This window comes from Streptomyces sp. NPDC102360 (assembly GCF_044766085.1).
In the GTDB taxonomy this organism is placed as follows: Bacteria; Actinomycetota; Actinomycetes; order Streptomycetales; family Streptomycetaceae; genus Streptomyces.
Genome location: NZ_JBIWLG010000011.1, coordinates 112879 through 132204 on the forward strand (window position 1 = coordinate 112879; position 19326 = coordinate 132204).

The following is a 19326-nucleotide window of genomic DNA, read 5'->3' on the forward strand; positions in this document are numbered from 1 at the left end:
ACGGAGCAGGGGATACCCCATCGTCGGGGAACGGATCAACGCGGGTACGGCGCCCGGAGTGCGGGTCGCCGCAGCCGCACGGCCGCCGCCGTGTGCCGAAGTGCTTCCCCCGCTCCGGGCGTCGTACCCGGCTGTCTCGCCCCCTGATCGGCACCGGCCCCCACCGGTGCTGTCCTCAGACTAGAGGCGGAGGCTCTGAGGGGAAGTCAATTCGCAGAACTGGTTGGCGGTTGGCGGAGCGGCGACCGTCCTGCGCGTTTATGGTGATGCGCATGTTTCGCATCGAGACAGAAGTCGACAAGGAGCGCGCCCTTCTGCTCCGGTCGCTGCTGAGGGAGACCAACGCGGCGGCCTCACCGGAGCTTCGCGAGCTGCGCGGCACCCCTGCCGACCAGCATGTCCCGCTCCAGGTATGGGTGTTGGACGAGGAGGGCGCACTGGCGGCGGGGCTCGACGCGTACACCTGGGCGTTCTGGCTGCACGTGGACCTGCTCTGGGTCGCCGAGCAGCACCGCGGCGCGGGCCTCGGCTCCCGCCTCCTCGCGGAGGCGGAACGCATGGCGCACGAGGAGCGCGCCTGTGTCAGCTCCCGCGTGGAGACGTGGGACTTCCAGGCGCCGGGCTTCTATCGGCTGCACGGATACGACGTGGTCTCCGTGATCCCGGACTATCCGCCCGGGATCAAGGAGTTCACGCTGACGAAGCGGCTGGGCTGAGCGGCCGTCAGGACTCGCGGCGGGCGCCCGCCGAGGGCACTGCCGGGAAGACGCGCGGCGTCGTGAAGCCGGCCTCGGCGAAGGCGGTGGTGATCGCCTTCGTGACGATGTCGGCGTCGTCCGACTCCACCAGGACGACCGCGGAGCCGCCGAAGCCGCCGCCCGTCATCCGCGCCCCGAGCGCACCGGAGGCCATCGCCGTGGCGACGACCAGGTCGAGCTCCGGGCAGGAGATCCGCAGATCGTCGCGGAGCGAGACGTGCCCCTGGACGAGGACCGGGCCGATGGCGCGCACGTCGCCCGCGTCGAGCAGCTCGATGACGCGCTCGACGCGGTGGTCGTCGGTGACGATGTGGCGGACGTAGCGGACGACCTTCTCGTCGACCCCGGCCAGCTCCAAGTCCGCGACCGCCCTGCCCAGTTCGGCGTAGGACACATCGCGCAGGTGGCTCACGCCGAGGACGCGCGCACCCTCCTCGCAGCCCGCGCGCCGCTCCGCGTACGCGCCGTCGCCCAGCTCGTGCTTGACGCGGGTGTCGACGACGAGCAGCTGGAGGCCGTGCGCCGCCAGGTCGAAGGGGACCTGGCGGATCGACAGGTCGCGGCAGTCGAGGTGCAGCGCGTGCCCCTCGGTGGCGCAGGACGAGGCCATCTGGTCCATGACGCCGCACGGCACGCCGACGAAGGCGTTCTCGGCACGCTGGGCCAGGACCGCCAACTCGGGTCCTGTGAGCCCGAGTTCGTACAGGTCGTTCATCGCGTAGGCCGTGACGACTTCGAGGGCGGCCGACGAGGAGAGGCCCGCGCCGGTCGGGACTGTGGAGGCGAGATGGATGTCCGCGCCGCCCACCGTGTGGCCCGCGTCGCGCAGCGCCCAGACGACGCCCGCCGGGTAGGCGGCCCAGCCGCCCTGGCCGTACTTGCTGAGCGGGGCCAGTTCGTCGACGCGCAGTTCCACGACCGGGGCGTCGATGTCGGCGGAGTGCAGGCGAAGGACGCCGTCCTCGCGCCGGGCCACCGCGGCGACCGCGGTGTGCGGCAGCGCGAGCGGCATGACGAAGCCCTCGTTGAAGTCGGTGTACTCGCCGATGAGGTTGACGCGGCCGGGGGCCGCCCACACGCCTGCGGGCTCGTACCCGTACAGGTCCTTGAACTGGGCTTCGACGGACATGAGTTGGCTACCTACCCCTGCTACTGGTTACCCGCTACTGGTTACTGCTGGCGTGCCTGGGCGAACTCCCAGGCGTCGGCGACGATGCCCGCGAGGTCCGCGCGGGACGGGTTCCAGCCGAGGCGCTCGCGCGCGGTGTCGGCGGAGGCGACGAGGACGGCCGGGTCGCCGCCGCGGCGCGGGGCGACGACCTCGGGGATCGGGTGCCCGGTGACCTGGCGGACGGTCTCGATGACCTCGCGGACGGAGAACCCGTTGCCGTTGCCCAGGTTGCAGATGAGGTGCTCGCCCGGCTGCGCGGCGTCGACGGCGAGGAGGTGCGCCTCGGCGAGGTCCGCGACGTGGATGTAGTCGCGGATACAGGTGCCGTCGGGCGTCGGGTAGTCGTCGCCGAAGACGTTGATCGCCTCGCGGCCGCCCTGCGCGACCTGGAGGACGAGCGGGATGAGGTGCGACTCGGGGTCGTGCCGCTCACCACAAGTTCCGTATGCACCAGCCACGTTGAAGTAACGCAACGAAACAGCCGCGAGCCCGTGGGCGTTCGCCTCACCCGTGATCATGTGGTCGACCGCGAGCTTCGACGCGCCGTACGGAGAGGTGGGCGCGGTCGGGTCGGTCTCGGTGATCGGGCTGTTGACCGGCTCGCCGTACGTGGCCGCGGTCGAGGAGAAGACCAGCTTGCGGACGCCCGCGGCGCGCATCGCGGCGAGCAGCTCCATGGTGCCGCCCACGTTGTTGGCCCAGTACTTCTCGGGCTTTACGACGGACTCGCCGACCTGCGAGAACGCGGCGAAGTGCAGCACGGCGTCGTAGGAGGAGTCGAGCCACTTGGCGGCGTCGCGGATGTCGCCCTCGATGAAGGCGGCGCCCGCGGGCACGCCCTCGCGGAAGCCGGTGGAGAGGTTGTCGAGGACGGTGACCTCGTGGCCCGCCTCGACCAGGTGCTGCGCGACGACGCTGCCGACATAGCCGGCACCGCCAGTGACCAGGTACTTCTTGGAATCGGCCTTACCCATTACTCGCTCGCTACCTCTCGCAGTCGCTCGGCCGCGGTCTCCGGCGGCACGTCGTTGATGAACACGCTCATGCCGGACTCGGAACCCGCGAGAAACTTCAGCTTGCCGGAAGTGCGTCGGATGGTGAAAAGCTCGAGGTGCAGCGCGAAATCATCGCGGTTGACGCCATCGAACTCGTCCAGCGAGCCGAACGGGGCCTGGTGCCAGGCCGCGATGTACGGCGTCACCGGCTGGTCCGCACCGAAGATCCGGTCGAAGCGCCTCAAGAGTTCCAGATAAATCTTGGGGAACTCTGTGCGTGCGTCGTCCTCGAGCGCGAGCAGGTCGGGGACCTGGCGCTTGGGGTAGAGGTGCACCTCGTACGGCCAGTGGGCGGCGTAGGGCACGAAGGCCACCCAGTGCTCGCCTTCGAGGACGATGCGGCTGCCGTCCTCCACCTCCTTCTCCACCACGTCGGCGAAGAGGTTCCGGCCGCCGGTCTGCTCCTTGTGCTCGGCGGCGTTGCGCAGCATCAGGGCCGTGCGCGGGGTGGTGAAGGGGTAGCCGTAGATCTGGCCGTGCGGGTGGCCGAGGGTGACGCCGATCTCGGCGCCGCGGTTCTCGAAGCAGAAGACCTGCTCGACGGAGTCGAGGTGGGAGAGCTCGGCGGTGCGGTCCGTCCACGCGTCGAGGACGAGGCCCGCCTGCTCCTCGGTCAGGTCCGCGAAGGACTTGTCGTGGTCGGACGTGAAGCACACGACCTCGCAGCGGCCCGCGTCGCCCGCGAGCGAGGGGAAGCGGTTCTCGAAGACCACCACGTCGTACGAGGAGTCGGGGATCTCGCTCAGCCGCTCGCCCTCGGAGGGGCACAGCGGGCACTCGTCGGCCGGCGGGTGGTACGTGCGGCCCTGGCGGTGCGAGGCGATCGCCACGGAGTCGCCGAGCAGGGGGTCGCGGCGGACCTCCGACGTGGTGACGGTGGGGTCGAGGGGACGGCGGTCGGCCGCGTCCCGGACGACGTCGTCGCGCGAGTCGTAATAGATGAGCTCACGACCGTCGGCGAGCCGGGTCGACGTCTTCTTCACGTCCGATGCTCCTCATCACACCAACCAAACAGAACCAAACACAACAAAGCATAAGGCAACAGCGAGCCACGTCAAGAGGACCCGCGGTCTCGATCACAATCCAACAAAGAACGTCATGTGAACTGTTCACTTATTGAAGCCGGAGGCGTAGGTTCCGGACTGTTTCAGTTCGAAAGTTCGCGCAACGAAGCGAGATCTACATGCTGTCCCCCACAACAACCCTGGCCGAGGGGCTCCGGCTGCCCACCAACGGCCTCGACTACGCGATCATGGCGATCTACTTCGTCGTGGTGCTGGGCATCGGCTTCGCCGCTCGCCGCTCCGTGAAGACCAGCCTGGACTTCTTCCTGTCCGGGCGCTCCCTGCCCGCCTGGGTCACCGGTCTCGCGTTCGTCGCCGCGAACCTGGGCGCGACCGAGCTCCTCGGCATGGCGGCGAACGGGGCGCAGTACGGCCTCTACACCGTGCACTGGTACTGGATCGGCGCCATCCCCGCCATGGTCTTCCTCGGCCTGGTGATGATGCCCTTCTACTACTCGTCGAAGGTGCGCTCGGTCCCGGAGTTCCTGCTGCACCGCTTCGGACCCTCGTCCCACCTGCTCTCCTCGATCATCTTCGCCGTCTCCTCGGTGCTGATCGCGGGCGTCAACCTGTACGCGATGGCCCTGGTGCTCCAGGCGCTGCTCGGCTGGCCGCAGTGGGTGGCGATCGTCATCGCGGGCCTCTTCGTCCTCGCGTACATCACGATCGGCGGGCTCTCCTCGGCGATCTACAACGAGGTCCTGCAGTTCTTCGTCATCCTCGCCGCGCTCATCCCGCTGACCATCGTCGGCCTCAAGCGCGTGGGCGGCTGGGACGGCATCTCGGACTCGCTGTCCAGCTCGCACGGTGACTCGTTCATGACGGCCTGGCAGGACACGGGCATCGGCGATGCCAACCCGCTCGGCGCCAACTGGCTGACCATCGTGCTCGGCCTCGGCTTCGTGATGAGCTTCGGCTACTGGACGACGAACTTCGCCGAGGTGCAGCGCGCGCTGTCCGCGAAGAACCTCTCCGCCGCCAAGCGCACCCCGCTGATCGCCGCGTTCCCGAAGATCCTCATCCCGATGGTCGTCGTGGTCCCCGGCCTGATCGCCCTGGTCATGGAGCCGTCCATCGGCAAGTCCGCCGACGGCCTCCAGTACAACGACGCCATCCCGGTCCTCATGCGCGACCTGCTCCCCAACGGTGTCCTCGGCATCGCGGTGACGGGCCTGCTCGCCGCCTTCATGGCAGGCATGGCGGCCAACGTCTCGTCCTTCAACACGGTGTTCACCAACGACATCTGGGGCGCGTACATCAAGAAGGGCCACAGCGACCGGTACTACCTGCAGACCGGCCGCGTCGTCACCGCCGTCGGCGTCGTGATCGGCATGGGCACCGCGTTCATCGCGGGCAGCTTCAGCAACATCATGAACTACTTGCAGACGCTGTTCTCGTTCTTCAACGTCCCGCTGTTCGTGGTCTTCATCATCGGCATGTTCTGGAAGCGGACCACGCCCGCCGCCGGTTTCTGGGGCCTCCTTTCGGGCACCGTGGCGGCGATGGTGAACTACTTCTGGTTCTACAAGCAGGGCGTCATCGCGATCCCCTCGGACCAGGGCGCCAACTTCGTCTCCTCGATCGTCGCCTTCGTGGTCGGCGCCGTGGTGATGTTCGTGGTCACGCTCTGCACCAAGTCCAAGCCCGCCGAGGAGCTGGCCGGTCTCGTGTACGGCACGAAGTCGCCGGGCATGGAGGAGCCGCCGGCCGAGGGTGACGACGTCTGGTACCGCAAGCCGGCCCTGCTGGGCTGGGGAGCGATCGTCCTCGCCGTCATCTGCTACATCCCGTTCTCCTTCTGAGGTCCGAGGTAACACGACATGAGCGACGAAATGAACCAGCACGTCGAGGAAGTGAAGGAGCTGGAGGCCAGGTCGGCGACGGCGGCCCGCCTCTTCGACGTGCGACGCATCATCGGCGGCCTCTTCGTGGTGTACGGCGTGATCGTCACGATCGCCGGCTTCACGGCGTCCGACGCCGACCTCAAGAAGGCCCAGGACATCAACATCAACCTGTGGACCGGCATCGGCATGCTGCTCCTCGGGATCTTCTTCCTGGCCTGGATGAAGCTGCGCCCCACGGAGCCGCCGGCCGCGGCCCCGGAAGAGCCGTCGGAGCCCTCCGAGTAACACCCCCCCACCCCGTGAACCAGGGCCGGAGCCCACCGCTTGGGAGAGCGGTGGGCTCCGGCCCTTCGCTAATCTGCGCACGTGAGTACGGGAAGGGCAGGTGGCACCCCCATGGCAGCCGGCACACCGGCCGAGCGGGCGCTGGGACGCTCGTACACGACGGGCGGCGGAGCGGTGCGCTTCGACGTCGACGACCTGACGGTGGACCACCGTCCCGACAGGACAGCCGTGTTGACGTACCGCCTCACGGTCACCCGCGCCTCCCGGCCGCCGGTGCGCTGGGTCTTCACCCTGCACTGGGACGACAAGTCCTTCACCGACGTGCTCACGTCGGCCGCCCCCGACCCCGAGCGCCTCGGGCAGCTCGTCCACCTGGTCAGGTCCCTGCTGGAGGAGTGGTGGGACACCAAGGGCGGCAACCGTGCCTCGGCGAGGATGGGGCGCCGCCTGCCGTAGGCGGGCCCGTACAACGCACAAGGCCCGTTCCGCCTGGGCGGAACGGGCCTTGACTGCTGGAGCGCCGGGCAGGCCTTGCACCTGCATCTCCCCGCAGGAAGCGGGACGTCTTTCCTTGGACCACCAACGCACGGTCGTTCACCGCGAGTTGCGGCGACCAACGCAAGATCAACTATAGCTCAGGACTCCGGTTCCGGCGAGCCCACCGGACCCGCCCGGTCCAGCAGGCCCGTACGCGCCGCGAGGGCCGCCGCTTCAAGACGCGAACCGACGCCCAGCTTCATCAGGACACGCTGCACATGCGTACGCGCCGTGGACGGGGCGATACCCATGCCCGCCGCGATCAACCGCGTGTCCTCGCCGTCCGCGACCCGCACCAGGACCTCGACCTCACGCGGCGTCAGCATCTGGAGCAACCGCTGCCCCTCGTCGTCCGGTTGGGCCGCCGGGTTGAGCAGCTCCGCGAACGCGCCCTGGAGCAGGGCGGGGGCCACCGCGGCCTCCCCCGCCCGCGCCTTCATCAGGGCGCGCTCGACACCCTCTATGCGCTCGTCGTGCCGTACGTAGCCGGAGGCGCCGGCCGCGAAGGCCGACGCGATGCCTCTGGGCGAGGGGACGGGCCCAAGGACCACCACCGCCACCTGTGGGCGCTCCCGTTTGATGCGGATCACCGGGTCGAAGGTGCCGGGCTCCGCGGGGGTCGCCGTGCCCAGCAGACAGACCTCGGGCGCCCGCGAGATGACCAGATCCGCTGCTCCGGCCGCCGGTGCGGCCGCCGCGAGCACCCGGTGCCCGCGCAGCTTCAGGGCCGAGGCCAACGCCTCGGCCAGCAGTCGGTGGTCATCGACCACCATCAGCCGCACTCCCATCGGGCCAACCCCCCAATCCACCCCGGGTGTCCCCGCGAACCCCCAGGCCCCCCAAGGACAGGCGAGCCCCCCGACTCCCCGTCCTCCTTCATCCCCCGGAAGCTACACGCTTGTTCGAGGTTGCGCGCCCCTTACCGACCAGAAGCGGCCCTCCGTGCTGAAATCCAGTGCATTGAGGGATGTTTGGGGGTACAGGAACGCAAAGTGCTTCAGCCCGTGATTCAACCGGTGTTTCAGCCGGTGCCGAAACCGATCGCCGTGTACCGCTTACCGCCGTCCGCGTAGGGCTCCCCGATCAGGGGCTGGCCGAGGAACAATCTCCCCTTGGAATAACGGAGTTCGGAATTCGAGCGGCCCGGCGCCATGCCGCTGATCATGTCCCGTACGACAGGTGTGGCCGGTGTTTCCACCAGGGTGGACTGCTTCATGGTCCGGGGGTCGATCGTGACGATCCGGCTGCCCTTCTCCGCGGCCCCCGTCTTGAACGCCAAGAGGTTCCCGCCGTCCATGCGCACCGGGAAGATGTCGCGGTGTTCGCCTCCCGTGACGCGGTCGCCCGTGCGTTTCCCGGTCTCCAGGGAGTACGACACGATCTCGTTGGACTGCCTCGCGCCGCCGTCGGCCTCGGGCGGTGGCGTCGCGAAATAGATCCGCCCGTTCCCGACGGTGATCTTCGCGCAGCCCTCGGTCTTTCCGACCTCGCAGGCGAAGTCGTACTTCCTGGGGTCGATGGCGATCCTGCTCGCGAGCCTGCCGCGGCCGTCCAGGGCGAAGACGTCGGTGATGGTGCCCGCCGCGCTGGCGCCCCTTCCCACTCCGAAGACGACCGGCTTGGTGGACAGGACCTTTACGTTGGCGAGGCCCCGGGCGAGTTTGTAGGACCACTTGGGCTGGCCCGTCACCGGGTCCAGGAGCTGGACGTCGTACGTCGCGTGCTCGCCGTAGGTGCCGCATTTACGGACCGTCACGAGCTGGGCGCCGCCGTGGTAGCCGAGGTCCTGGCACTCCCCGGTGTCGGGCTGCCACAGGATGCTGCCCGACTTGACGTCGAAGGCGGCGCCGCCGTCGAGACCGCCGCCCGCCGCGAGCGTGTTGCCCGAGAGGGAGAGCTCCTCGAAGATCCGCCGGTTCGAGCCCTGGCCCAGGCTCTGCGTCCAGAGCTTGTGCCCCGTGTTGACGTCGAAGACCGTGATCTGGCTGCACGGCCTGTGGTCGCCGTCGGCGGGCCGCTTGCCCGCCTCACTGACCACGGCCGCGAGCGCGTCGCCGGTGACGGTGTCCGTCCCCGCGCACGTCTGCCCCGACAGCGGGAGGGTCCAGGTCTTCCGGCCGCTCGCGGCGTCGTATCCGACGAGCTGGTCCACGCCCGCCTTGGCGTACGTCCGGTCGGTGAGCCAGGAGCCCTGGACGCTGTCCACCTGCCGCTTCGCCACCTTCGGCGCGGGCAGCCGCAGCGCCACCTTCGCCGATGGGTCGGCCGGGGCCTGCTCCGCGCCGGAACCGCCGAGGCCGTCGCCGTTCTTGTCGCCGTCGGAGCCCGAGGCGCCCACCCCGGGGTCGTCGCCGGACGTCGAGGCGTAGAGGAGTCCGCCGCCGACGATCAGCGCGATGGCCACGACCGCGGCGCCGATGACGAGCGCGATCGGCGGCACCCTCCTGCGGGCGGGCGGCTGCGGGTTGCCGTGCTGAGGCGGCTCGTACTGCTCCTGCCCGTACGGCTGTTGTTGCACCAGGCGGGCCCGGGCTTCGGGCGGGAGCGGTGTGCGCAGGGTGCCGTAGCCGGGAGCGGTGTACGGCGGCATGGGCGGTGGGGCGCCGAATTCGCCCCGCGGGGACGGGGGCTCGTTCGGCGGGCGGGGAGGGGGTGGCTGGGTCATGACCTGGGTACCTCGGGGACGTTGAGTTTCGGCAAGGCCAGTCGCCGTGGGCCGGATCGCACGTTCTCGTCCCGGCGGCCCTTTTCTATCACCCGCGCCCGACAGACAGGTGGCCGATCCGTCCCCGTACCCAGGGGAGGACCGACCACACGCTGGGCTTCGCTCAGGCGTCCTCGGCGAGCTCCAGCCAGCGCAGCTCCAGCTCCTCGCGCTGCGCGACCAGATCACGCAGCTCCGCGTCGAGCTTCGCGACCTTCCCGAAGTCGGTGGCGTTGTCGGCGATCTGCGTGTGCAGCTTGCTCTCCTTCTCGGAGATCTTCTCCATCTGCCGCTCGACCTTCTGGAGTTCCTTCTTCGCGGCGCGCACGTCGGCCGCGGAGGGCCCCGCCTTCTGCGTCACGGCCGGGGCGGCCGCGGGGGCGGGGGACGCGGCCGCGACCATGCGCTGCCTGCGCTCCAGGTACTCCTCGACGCCGCGCGGCAGCATCCGCAGGGTGGCGTCGCCGAGCAGGGCGAACGTGGTGTCGGTGGTGCGCTCCAGGAAGAACCGGTCGTGGGAGATCACGACCATCGAGCCCGGCCACCCGTCGAGCAGGTCCTCGAGCTGCGTCAGCGTCTCGATGTCCAGGTCGTTCGTCGGCTCGTCGAGGAAGAGCACGTTCGGCTCGTCCATGAGAAGACGCAGGATCTGGAGCCGACGGCGCTCACCACCGGAGAGATCACCGACCGGCGTCCACTGCTTGTCCTTCGCGAAGCCGAACTGCTCGCACAGCTGGCCCGCGGTCATCTCGCGGCCCTTGCCGAGGTCGACGCGGTCGCGGATCTGCTGGACGGCCTCCAACACGCGCAGGGTGGCGGGGAGTTCGGTGACGTCCTGCGAGAGGTAGGCCAGCCGGACCGTCTTGCCCACGACGATCTTCCCGGCGACGGGCTGGACGTCGCCCTGGCTGCGGGCGGCCTCGTCGAGGGCGCGCAGCAGGGACGTCTTGCCCGCGCCGTTCACGCCGACCAGGCCGACGCGGTCGCCGGGGCCGAGCTGCCAGGTGAGGTGCTTGAGCAGCACCTTCGGACCTGCCTGGATCGTCGCGTCCTCCACGTCGAAGACGGTTTTGCCGAGCCGGGCGTTCGCGAACTTCATCAGCTCGCTCTTGTCGCGCGGCTCCGGGACGTCGGCGATCAGCTCGTTGGCCGCCTCGATGCGGAAGCGCGGCTTGGAGGTGCGGGCGGGGGCGCCGCGGCGCAGCCAGGCCAGCTCCTTGCGCATCAGGTTCTGCCGCTTGGCCTCCTCGGTCGCGGCGATCCGCTCCCGCTCGGCGCGCGCGAACACGTAGTCCGAGTAGCCGCCCTCGTACTCGAAGATGGCGCCCTTCTGCACGTCCCACATGCGGGTGCAGACCTGGTCGAGGAACCAGCGGTCGTGCGTGACGCAGACGAGGGCGGAGCGGCGGGACCGCAGGTGCTGGGCGAGCCAGGCGATGCCCTCGACGTCGAGGTGGTTCGTCGGCTCGTCGAGGACGATCAGGTCCTGTTCGTCGATGAGCAGCTTGGCGAGCGCGATACGGCGTCGCTCGCCGCCGGAGAGCGGGCCGATCACGGTGTCCAGGCCCTGCGGGAAGCCCGGCAGGTCGAGCCCGCCGAACAGCCCCGTGAGCACGTCGCGGATCTTGGCGCTGCCGGCCCACTCGTGGTCGGCCATGTCGCCGATGACCTCGTGCCGGACGGTGGCCTTCGGGTCGAGCGAGTCGTGCTGGGTGAGGACGCCGAGGTGCAGGCCGCCGCTGTGGGTGACGCGTCCGGTGTCGGCCTCCTCCAGCTTGGCGAGCATCCGGATGAGGGTGGTCTTGCCGTCTCCGTTGCGTCCCACGACGCCGATCCGGTCGCCTTCCTGTACGCCGAGGGAGACGCCGTCGAGGAGGGCACGGGTGCCGTAGACCTTCGAGACGTTTTCGACGTTGACCAGATTGACTGCCATTTCGCTCCGCTCCGGGGGGTGGGCCACGGGGGTGGGCCGCTCTTCCAGCGTAGTCGGCTCGCCGAGAGCGCCGGTCACCCGTTCCTACGCCTCGGGGCTCCGCCCCGGCCCCCGCGCCTCAATCGCCGGCGGGGCTTGAAAGATCGGGGCTCCGCCCCGGGGGTGGGGCGGGTCAGAGGAGGGTGGCTCCCGGGGCCGGGGCGGGGGCCACGCGGGCGGTGCGGCACGCGCCCGATCCTGCGAGCGCCGCGGCCACGCGCCGCGCCGAGGGCTCGTCCGCCGCGAGGAACGCGGTCGTGGGGCCCGAGCCAGACACAAGCGCGGCCAGCGCACCCGCCGAGGTACCGGCCGCAAGCGTGTCCGTCAGGGACGGGAAGAGGGAGAGCGCGGCGGGCTGGAGGTCGTTGGTGACCGTGGCCGCGAGCGCCTCGACGTCGCCGGTGCGCAGCGCCTCCAGAAGGGCGGGCGCCGCGACGGGCTCGGGAGCGTCGGGGCTGAGGCGGTCGAACTCGCGGTACACCGCCGGGGTGGACAGACCGCCGTCCGCCGCCGCGAACACCCACCAGAACTCCCCACCCACGTCGAGGAGTTCGAGCTTCTCACCCCGCCCGGTACCGAGCGCCGCACCGCCGACCAGGCTGAACGGCACATCGCTGCCCAGCTCGGCGCAGATGTCGAGGAGTTCCTCGCGCGAGGCGTTCGTGCCCCAGAGGGCGTCGCAGGCGAGCAGCGCGCCCGCCGCGTCCGCGGAACCGCCCGCCATCCCGCCGGCGACCGGGATGTCCTTGGCGATGTGGATATGGATGGCGGGTTCGCCGAGGCCGTGGCGTTCGGCGAGCGCGAACGCGGCCCGCGCCGCCAGGTTCGTGCGGTCCAGAGGGACTTGATCGGCCCCCGGGCCCGTGCAGGTGAGCGCGAAGGAGTCCGCCTCCGTCACCGTCACCTCGTCGTAGAGGCCCACCGCCAGGAACACGTTCGCCAGGTCGTGGAAGCCGTCGGGGCGGGCGCCGCCGACCGCGAGCTGGACGTTGACCTTGGCGGGTACGCGTACGGTCACGCTCACTGCTTGGCCTCCGCGATGCGGGCGAACTCGTGGACCGTGAGCGCCTCGCCGCGCGCCTGCGGGGAGACGCCCGCCGCGACGAGGGCTTCCTCGGCCGCCTGCGCCGAACCCGCCCACCCGGCGAGCGCCGCGCGCAGCGTCTTGCGGCGCTGGGCGAAGGCGGCGTCGACGACCGCGAAGACCTCTTGCCTGGACGCGGTGGTGGGGATCGGCTCGGTGCGGCGCACGAGGGAGACGAGGCCGGAGTCGACGTTCGGGGCCGGCCAGAAGACGTTGCGGCCGATCCGGCCCGCGAGCTTGACCTCCGCGTACCAGTTGGCCTTCACGGACGGAACGCCGTAGACCCGGGAGCCGGGACCGGCGGCGAGCCGGTCGGCGACCTCGGCCTGGACCATCACGAGGGTCCGCTCGATGGTCGGGAAGTTCTCCAGCATGTGGAGCAGGACGGGGACCGCGACGTTGTACGGAAGGTTCGCCACGAGGGCGGTGGGGGCCGGGCCGGGCAGCTCGGTGACCTGCATCGCGTCGATGTTGACGAGGTCGAAGGAGTCCTTCTTGGCCGGGAGGCGGGCCGCGATGGTGGCGGGCAGGGCCGAGGCCAGTACGTCGTCGATCTCCACGGCCGTGACGTGGCGCGCGGCTTCGAGGAGGGCGAGGGTGAGCGAGCCGAGGCCGGGTCCCACCTCTACGACGGCGTCGTCCTCGGTCACTTCCGCGGTGCGGACGATGCGGCGGACGGTGTTGGCGTCGATGACGAAGTTCTGGCCGCGTTGCTTGGTCGGCCGGACGTTCAGCGCCGCGGCGAGTTCGCGGATGTCCGCGGCGCCGAGGAGGGGGCCCTGGGGGTCACTGGTGCTCACCGCTCAAGGGTAGCCGTGCCATGGCCTCCGGCCGGTGCGGGTCAATCTTGCCCGCGGCGAGCAGCCGGTGCCGGTAAATCAAGCCCCTGCAGGGGGTCCCCCCGGACGGAGTCTGGGGGAGATTGAGCAGCGGGGTCTGGGGCAGCGCCCCAGGACCGCAACGCCGGTGCCGGGCGTCACGCCACGGGGCTCCGCCCCGGACCCCGCGCCTCAAACGCCGGCGGGGCTTGAGAGGGGACCGGTCCTAGAGGCGGGAGCCGCAATGCGGCCAAGGCGTCGCGCCGCGGCTGACGTACAGGCTCTTCGCCCGGTAGGTCTGCTCCGCGGCAGGCGCGTCCTGGGGCCGCCCCGAGCCGCCGAGGCTCTGCCAGGTCTGCGTGTCGAACTGGTAGAGGCCCCCGTACGTGCCGGTCGCATCCGTCGCATCCGGCCGCCCACCCGACTCGCACGCCGCGAGCCCGGCCCAGTTGAGGGAATCCGCCCCGGCGACAGACGTCGGCATCGGCTTCGTACCGACCCTGACCTGCTGCGTACGCGGCTCCCGCACCACCTCCTGCCGCACCCGACGCGGCTTCATCCTGACCCCGTTGACCGTGCGCACCGAGTACGTGACCCGCTTCATGCCCGGCTCACCGGCCCGCGTGACGATCTCCGTGCCCTGGAACTGCGAGGCGTCCTCGGTGCGCTCGGTCGCGTACGGGATCGACTCCTCGCGGACCTCCTTCTCCCCCGTCACCCGCATCACCGTGATCACCTGCCCGTCCCGCGGGAAGCTGCTCTGCGGCACCGACGTGGTGTCCTGCCCGTGCAGCGTGACCCCCGCGTCCCCGACGGCCTCGCCCACGGTCGCCGCGTTCGTGCGGATGGTGCGGCGGTTGCCGTCGGCCATGACCGTGACGCTGCGCTCGGTGCGCACGTCGAGGTCGAGGCCGTGGCGGGCGATGCGCTGGGAGCGCGAGGCCGAGACGTACGCGCCCTCCGCCCGCACCCCGAGCTGCCTGAGCGCCCCGTGCACGGTCCGCGCCGTCGTCCACACCTCGCGGCGCTGCCCGTCGAGGGTGAGCCGGACCGGGCGCCCGTAGTGGACCGCGACCTCGTCCCCGCTGGCCAGCTCGGCCCCCTCGCCGGGCGCCACGACGTCGTGGTCGCCGACGTCCACGCCCTCGTCGGCGAGGAGTTCGGTGACGTCGTCGGCGAAGGTGTGCAGCGTGCGCTCCTTGCCGTCGACGCTGAGGTGGATCGCCTTGTCGTCGGCGACGAACGCGGACGTGCCGCCCGCGAGGAACGCGACGACCAGCGCCTGCGGCAGCAGCCTGCGCAGCGCTTCGGGGCGCTGCGCCACCTTCCTGCGGCGGGCGGCGCGCCGGGCGGCGGCCCGCCCGCCGGGCGGCGCCGCCGGGTCGGGGACCTGGTCCTCCGCCTCGTACGACGACGCCCCGCGCGACGTCCCGTACGACGCCTCGTACGACGTCCCGTACGGCTCATACCGCTCGTACGTCTCCTGCGGCGTAATGCTCACGACGACGCTCCAGGCACTCACAGATGTCCGCCCCCGGGGAGGGGCGGATCAGGCGAGCAGAACCTAGCGGAGCGTCCGTCACTCTCCAAAGCAACGCGATTACTCTGCGTGGCGACTTTGCCCGAAGGTGAGCGGACGCGAGCGCCCGTGACCGTTATCGCTCAGTAATCGAAGGCACGCGCGGTGTTGGCGGAAACCGATGTCGCGAGGGCTTCCTCCGTGACGCCCAGGACCGTGGCCATCGCCCGCAGCGTGACCGGAATGAGATACGGGGCATTAGGCCGACCGCGGTACGGGGCGGGCGTGAGGAAGGGCGCGTCGGTCTCGACCAGGACCAGTTCGAGCGGGGCCACCGCGAGCGCGTCGCGCAGCGGCTGCGCGTTCTTGAACGTCACGTTTCCCGCGAACGACATGAAGTAGCCGTTCTCCGCGCAGATTTGGGCCATGTCCGCGTCGCCGGAGTAGCAGTGGAAGACGGTGCGCTCGGGCGCGCCCTCTTCCTTCAGGACGCGTAGCACATCGGCGTGCGCCTCGCGGTCGTGGATGACGAGCGCCTTGCCGTGCCGCTTGGCGATCTCGATGTGGGCACGGAACGACTTCTCCTGGGCGGCCTTGCCCTCGGGGCCCGTACGGAAGTAGTCGAGACCCGTCTCGCCGACGCCCTTCACGTGCGCCAGGGCGGCGAGCCGGTCGATCTCGGCGAGCGCCTCGTCGAGCCCGGCGTCACCGAGGGGCTCACGGGCGCCCTGTCGGGACCATCCGTCCGGGTCGCCGTGCACGATGCGCGGCGCTTCGTTGGGGTGCAGGGCGACGGTCGCGTGCACGCGCGCGTGCTCCTCGGCCACGGAGGCCGCCCACCGCGAGCCGGCGATGTCGCAGCCCACCTGGACGACCGTGGTCACACCCACCGACGCCGCCTTGGCAAGGCCCTCCTCCACGCTGCCCGCCTGCATGTCCAGGTGGGTGTGGGAGTCGGCGACCTCGATCTCCAGAGGCGCGGGCAGCGGCGGCGGGGTGACGTCCTTGGTGCTGGGGCTCATGCCCCCGATCCTACGAAGCCGGTGTCACTCGGCCTTCTTGTGGTGGCTGAAGGGGTGCAGCAGGTCCGACAGGTGCCAGTGGTGGTCGCCCTCGCGCTCCGCCGCGTCCGGCTCCGGTACCTCCACGGGGCCCGCCTGCGCGGTGCGGTGGTGCTGCATCGCGTCACGGGCGGAGGTGACCCGTCCCGCGCGCATGATGCGCACGACGTGGCCCTCGCAGTTCACACAGGTGGGCCGGGTCAGCGGCGACGGCACCCGCTCGCCCTGGACCACGTACATGACGAACTCCGCACCCTCCCCGTCGACGTGGTGCTCGATCTCGTAGGACTGCTCCCAGCCGTGCCCGCACCGCATGCAGGCGAAGGAATACGACTCGTGGGCGATGGATATCGCCGCGCTGCGATTCGGGACCGGGGGCGCCTGTGCACCAATGTCTGTCTTGGAGACCACGAACTCGCTCATGCCAGCTCCTCTTGCCGCTGGACAAACGCCGCCCTGCGGCAGCGTGGGGACGGGTGCGTCCCCTTCAACCAGTGGACGCCTCCGCCGGACCGAGCGCAAAAGCCCTGTCGACTATTGGATCCGATTTGGCCTTTCCCTGCCGAAACAGGCCTGGCGCGCGGTCTTCACTTTGCTTTTCAGGTTAGTCCTTTACACGCCTATGGGGCGGTTCGCTCCGCATTCTTTGCCGCCACCACGGCATCGAACACCTCACGCTTGGGCAGCCCCGCGTCGGCGGCCACCGCGGCGATCGCCTCCTTGCGCCGCTCCCCGGCCTCCTCCCGCACGCGCACCCTGCGTACCAGCTCATCGGGGGTGAGGTCGTCGGCGGACTTCTCCGGCGCACCCTCGACGACGACCGTGATCTCGCCGCGCACGCCCTCGGCGGCCCACTCGGCGAGCTCCTTCAGGGGGCCGCGCTTCACTTCCTCGTACGTCTTGGTGAGCTCGCGGCACACGGCGGCGCGGCGGTCCGCGCCGAAGGCCTCGGCCATCGCGGCGAGAGTGTCGTCGAGGCGGTGCGGGGCCTCGAAGTAGACGAGGGTGCGGCGCTCCTCCGCGACCTCCCTCAGCCGGGACAGCCGCTCGCCCGCCTTGCGCGGCAGGAAGCCCTCGAAGCAGAACCGGTCGACGGGCAGCCCGGAGAGCGCGAGCGCGGTGAGCACGGCGGAGGGGCCCGGCACGGCCGTGACGCGGATGTCCCGCTCGACGGCGGCCGCGACCAGGCGGTAGCCGGGGTCGGACACGGACGGCATCCCCGCGTCCGTCACGAGCAGCACCCGCGCCCCGCCGGCGAGCGCCTCGACGAGCTCTGGCGTGCGCGCCGACTCGTTGCCCTCGAAGTACGACACGACACGCCCGCCGACCTGCACCCCGAGCGCCTGCGTGAGCCGCTTCATGCGCCGGGTGTCCTCGGCGGCGACGACATCGGCAGTGGCCAGCTCCTTGGCAAGCCGCGGCGGCGCGTCCGACACGTCACCGATCGGGGTGCCTGCGAGTACAAGGGTTCCGGGGGACTCTGCGGATTCAGCGGTTCCTGTCACGGTTCCAGTCTCGCAGGGCCTGGGGGACGGGACTCGCACAGTCGGGTTCCCTACGATGGCGCGCGTGACCAGTACCGCGTCGTCGTCCGGGGCGACTCCGACCAGCGCACCGACCGAGCAGGCCGCCACCGCGGAGCCGCAGCAGTCGTCGTGGCTGCGCGGGCTGCGCAGGTTCGGATACCGGGCGCCGGTGAGAGACGGGGACGTGGGTACGCGCCTGGTGCCGCCGTTCCCCCCGCTCGGGGGCCGCCTGTGGGCGTCGTTCGGTCTGAGCCGGTACAGCGCCGCGCAGGCGGAGCGGATCGTCGGCTGGGTCGGACCGCTCCTCATCACACTCGTCGCGGGCCTCGCCAGGTTCTGGAACCTGGGCAGCCCGAAGGCGGTGATATTCGACGAGACGTATTACGCGAAGGACGCGTGGGCGCTCATCCACCGCGGCTTCGAGGTGAACTGGCCCAAGGACGTCAACGACAAGATCCTGGCCACGGGCGGAAACGTACCGATCCCGCACGACGCCTCGTACGTCGTGCATCCGCCGGTGGGCAAGTACGTCATCGGCATCGGCGAGTGGATGTTCGGGTTCGACCCGTTCGGCTGGCGGTTCATGACGGCGGTCCTCGGCACGCTGTGCGTGCTGATGGTCTGCCGGATCGGCCGCCGCATCTTCCGCTCCACGTTCCTCGGCTGCCTGGCGGGCGCGCTGCTCGCCGTCGACGGGCTCAGTTACGTGATGAGCCGCACCGCGCTGCTCGACTCGATCCTGGTCTTCTTCGTGGTGGCGGCGTTCTGCTGCCTGGTGCTCGACCGGGAGCGCACGCGCGGGCAGTTGGCCGCCGCGCTGCCCGTGGACGAGCACGGGCTGCCGCACCCCGACGCCGAGGTCGCACAGACGCTGCGCCTGGGCTGGCGCCCGTGGCGGCTGCTCGCCGGACTGTGCCTGGGACTCGGCGCGGCCACGAAGTGGAACGGCTTCATCTTCCTGGCCGCCTTCGCGCTGATGTCGGTGCTGTGGGACGTGGGTTCGCGGCGGGTGGCGGGCGCCGAACGTCCGTACCGCGCGGTCCTGCGGCGGGACGTCGTCCCGGCGTTCCTCTCGACCGTCCCCGTGGCCATCGCCACCTACGTCCTGTCCTGGCTCGGCTGGATCCTCTCCCCCGCCGACGGCTCGGGCGGCTACTTCCGCGACTGGGCGGCGAACGACGGCAAGGGCGGCAGCTGGACCTGGCTGCCGGACTGGGTGCGCAGCCTGTGGCACTACGAGCACGAGGTGTGGAACTTCAACACCACGCTCAGCTCGCCGCACACCTACCAGTCGAACCCGTGGAGCTGGCTGGTCGACGGCCGCCCGGTCTCGTACTTCTACGAGTCCCCGAAGCCGGGCGCGCAGGGCTGCCCCGCCGACACGGCCGAGAAGTGCGCCCGCGAGGTCCTCGCGCTGGGCACACCGCTGCTGTGGTGGGCGGCCTGCTTCGCGCTCCTGTACGTGCTGTGGCGCTGGTTCTTCCGCCGCGACTGGCGGGCGGGCGCGATCCTGTGCGGCATCGCGGCCGGCTACCTCCCCTGGTTCAACTACCAGGAGCGGACGATCTTCTACTTCTACGCGGTCGTCTTCGCCCCGTTCCTCTGCCTGGCCCTGGCGATGATGCTCGGCGCGATCATCGGCAAACCGGGCTCGCAGGAGCGACGGCGGGTGATCGGCGCGGCGGGCGCGGGCGCCCTGGTGCTGCTGATCGCATGGAACTTCATCTATTTCTGGCCGATCTACACGGGCGACGCGATTCCGGTCGACTCGTGGCGATCACGGATGTGGCTCGACACCTGGGTGTGAGTCGGTTTCGGTCAGCTTTGTGATCTCAATCCGGACACCTTCGGACATCATCCGAAGAACCCGCGCCCCTTGGGGCACTCCTCGTGCTTACAGTCCCTCTCGTAAATCTGGGGAGGGGAGC

At 70.4% G+C, this 19326-nt stretch carries 17 protein-coding genes and 1 tRNA gene; 5 read left to right on the top strand and 13 right to left on the bottom strand.

The window, feature by feature from the left end; translation table 11 throughout:
* Positions 1-260: 260 nt before the first annotated feature.
* Positions 261-716: a GNAT family N-acetyltransferase gene (locus tag ACIRHA_RS33495; protein WP_403853672.1), complete on the top strand. Its 456-nt coding sequence runs from the start codon at positions 261-263 to the stop codon at positions 714-716.
* 7 nt (positions 717-723) lie between these two features.
* Here the strand turns inward: ACIRHA_RS33495 and galK are convergent, their stop codons facing one another.
* Genes galK through galT form a run of 3 tightly spaced genes read right to left on the bottom strand, consistent with a single transcriptional unit; the run spans position 724 to position 3967 of the window.
* Positions 724-1887 (bottom strand): galactokinase, encoded by a 1164-nt coding sequence (gene galK, locus ACIRHA_RS33500; RefSeq protein WP_403853674.1) that lies wholly within the window; start codon positions 1885-1887, stop codon positions 724-726.
* 41 nt (positions 1888-1928) lie between these two features.
* The gene (gene galE, locus ACIRHA_RS33505; RefSeq protein WP_403853675.1) at positions 1929-2903 is read right to left on the bottom strand and encodes a UDP-glucose 4-epimerase GalE; all 975 of its coding nucleotides are present in this window, start codon (positions 2901-2903) and stop codon (positions 1929-1931) included.
* Positions 2903-3967 carry a galactose-1-phosphate uridylyltransferase gene (galT, locus tag ACIRHA_RS33510; RefSeq protein WP_403853677.1) on the bottom strand — a complete coding sequence of 355 codons (1065 nt, stop codon included), beginning with the start codon at positions 3965-3967 and terminating at the stop codon, positions 2903-2905. The genes galE and galT overlap by 1 nt, the downstream gene beginning before the upstream one ends.
* A 200-nt stretch (positions 3968-4167) precedes the next feature.
* Here galT and ACIRHA_RS33515 point away from each other — a divergent pair, with 200 nt between their 5' ends.
* The 3 genes from ACIRHA_RS33515 (at position 4168) to ACIRHA_RS33525 (ending at position 6633) form a co-directional block, all read left to right on the top strand.
* A complete protein-coding gene (locus ACIRHA_RS33515; RefSeq protein ID WP_403853679.1) occupies positions 4168-5850 on the top strand; it encodes a sodium:solute symporter family protein in 1683 nt (560 codons plus the stop codon).
* An 18-nt stretch (positions 5851-5868) separates the two neighbouring features.
* Complete coding sequence (locus ACIRHA_RS33520) at positions 5869-6177, top strand: hypothetical protein (RefSeq protein WP_403853681.1); 309 nt, start codon at positions 5869-5871, stop codon at positions 6175-6177.
* A gap of 111 nt (positions 6178-6288) precedes the next feature.
* Positions 6289-6633: a hypothetical protein gene (locus ACIRHA_RS33525; protein WP_403853683.1), complete on the top strand. Its 345-nt coding sequence runs from the start codon at positions 6289-6291 to the stop codon at positions 6631-6633.
* A gap of 57 nt (positions 6634-6690) precedes the next feature.
* Here ACIRHA_RS33525 and ACIRHA_RS33530 read toward each other — a convergent pair.
* The 10 genes from ACIRHA_RS33530 to rsmI form a co-directional block, all read right to left on the bottom strand.
* Positions 6691-6763 (bottom strand) — tRNA-Arg (locus ACIRHA_RS33530).
* A 49-nt stretch (positions 6764-6812) separates the two neighbouring features.
* Positions 6813-7502, bottom strand: coding sequence for a LuxR C-terminal-related transcriptional regulator (locus tag ACIRHA_RS33535; protein WP_266711072.1), 690 nt, complete (start codon positions 7500-7502; stop codon positions 6813-6815).
* A gap of 233 nt (positions 7503-7735) precedes the next feature.
* Positions 7736-9379, bottom strand: a complete 1644-nt coding sequence (locus tag ACIRHA_RS33540; RefSeq protein ID WP_403853685.1) for a PQQ-binding-like beta-propeller repeat protein — start codon at positions 9377-9379, stop codon at positions 7736-7738.
* A gap of 163 nt (positions 9380-9542) precedes the next feature.
* Entirely contained in the window at positions 9543-11351 is a 1809-nt protein-coding gene (locus ACIRHA_RS33545) for an ABC-F family ATP-binding cassette domain-containing protein (protein WP_403853687.1), read from the bottom strand.
* 172 nt (positions 11352-11523) lie between these two features.
* On the bottom strand, positions 11524-12414 hold the full coding sequence (locus tag ACIRHA_RS33550) for a 4-(cytidine 5'-diphospho)-2-C-methyl-D-erythritol kinase (RefSeq protein WP_403853689.1): 891 nt from the start codon (positions 12412-12414) through the stop codon (positions 11524-11526).
* Positions 12411-13274 (bottom strand): 16S rRNA (adenine(1518)-N(6)/adenine(1519)-N(6))-dimethyltransferase RsmA, encoded by an 864-nt coding sequence (gene rsmA / locus ACIRHA_RS33555; protein ID WP_403853691.1) that lies wholly within the window; start codon positions 13272-13274, stop codon positions 12411-12413. Before rsmA ends, ACIRHA_RS33550 begins: the two co-directional genes overlap by 4 nt.
* Positions 13275-13518: 244 nt before the next feature.
* Positions 13519-14793, bottom strand: coding sequence for a ubiquitin-like domain-containing protein (locus ACIRHA_RS33560; protein ID WP_403853693.1), 1275 nt, complete (start codon positions 14791-14793; stop codon positions 13519-13521).
* Between the two features lie 161 nt (positions 14794-14954).
* Complete coding sequence (locus tag ACIRHA_RS33565; RefSeq protein WP_403853695.1) at positions 14955-15833, bottom strand: TatD family hydrolase; 879 nt, start codon at positions 15831-15833, stop codon at positions 14955-14957.
* A 24-nt stretch (positions 15834-15857) separates the two neighbouring features.
* A complete protein-coding gene (locus ACIRHA_RS33570) occupies positions 15858-16295 on the bottom strand; it encodes a hypothetical protein (RefSeq protein WP_403853697.1) in 438 nt (145 codons plus the stop codon).
* Positions 16296-16492: 197 nt separating this feature from the next.
* A complete protein-coding gene (gene rsmI / locus ACIRHA_RS33575; protein WP_403853699.1) occupies positions 16493-17377 on the bottom strand; it encodes a 16S rRNA (cytidine(1402)-2'-O)-methyltransferase in 885 nt (294 codons plus the stop codon).
* Positions 17378-17441: 64 nt separating this feature from the next.
* On the opposite strand from rsmI, the gene ACIRHA_RS33580 reads away from it, so the two are divergent.
* Positions 17442-19205 carry a dolichyl-phosphate-mannose--protein mannosyltransferase gene (locus ACIRHA_RS33580; RefSeq protein ID WP_403853701.1) on the top strand — a complete coding sequence of 588 codons (1764 nt, stop codon included), beginning with the start codon at positions 17442-17444 and terminating at the stop codon, positions 19203-19205.
* Positions 19206-19326: the final 121 nt, after the last annotated feature.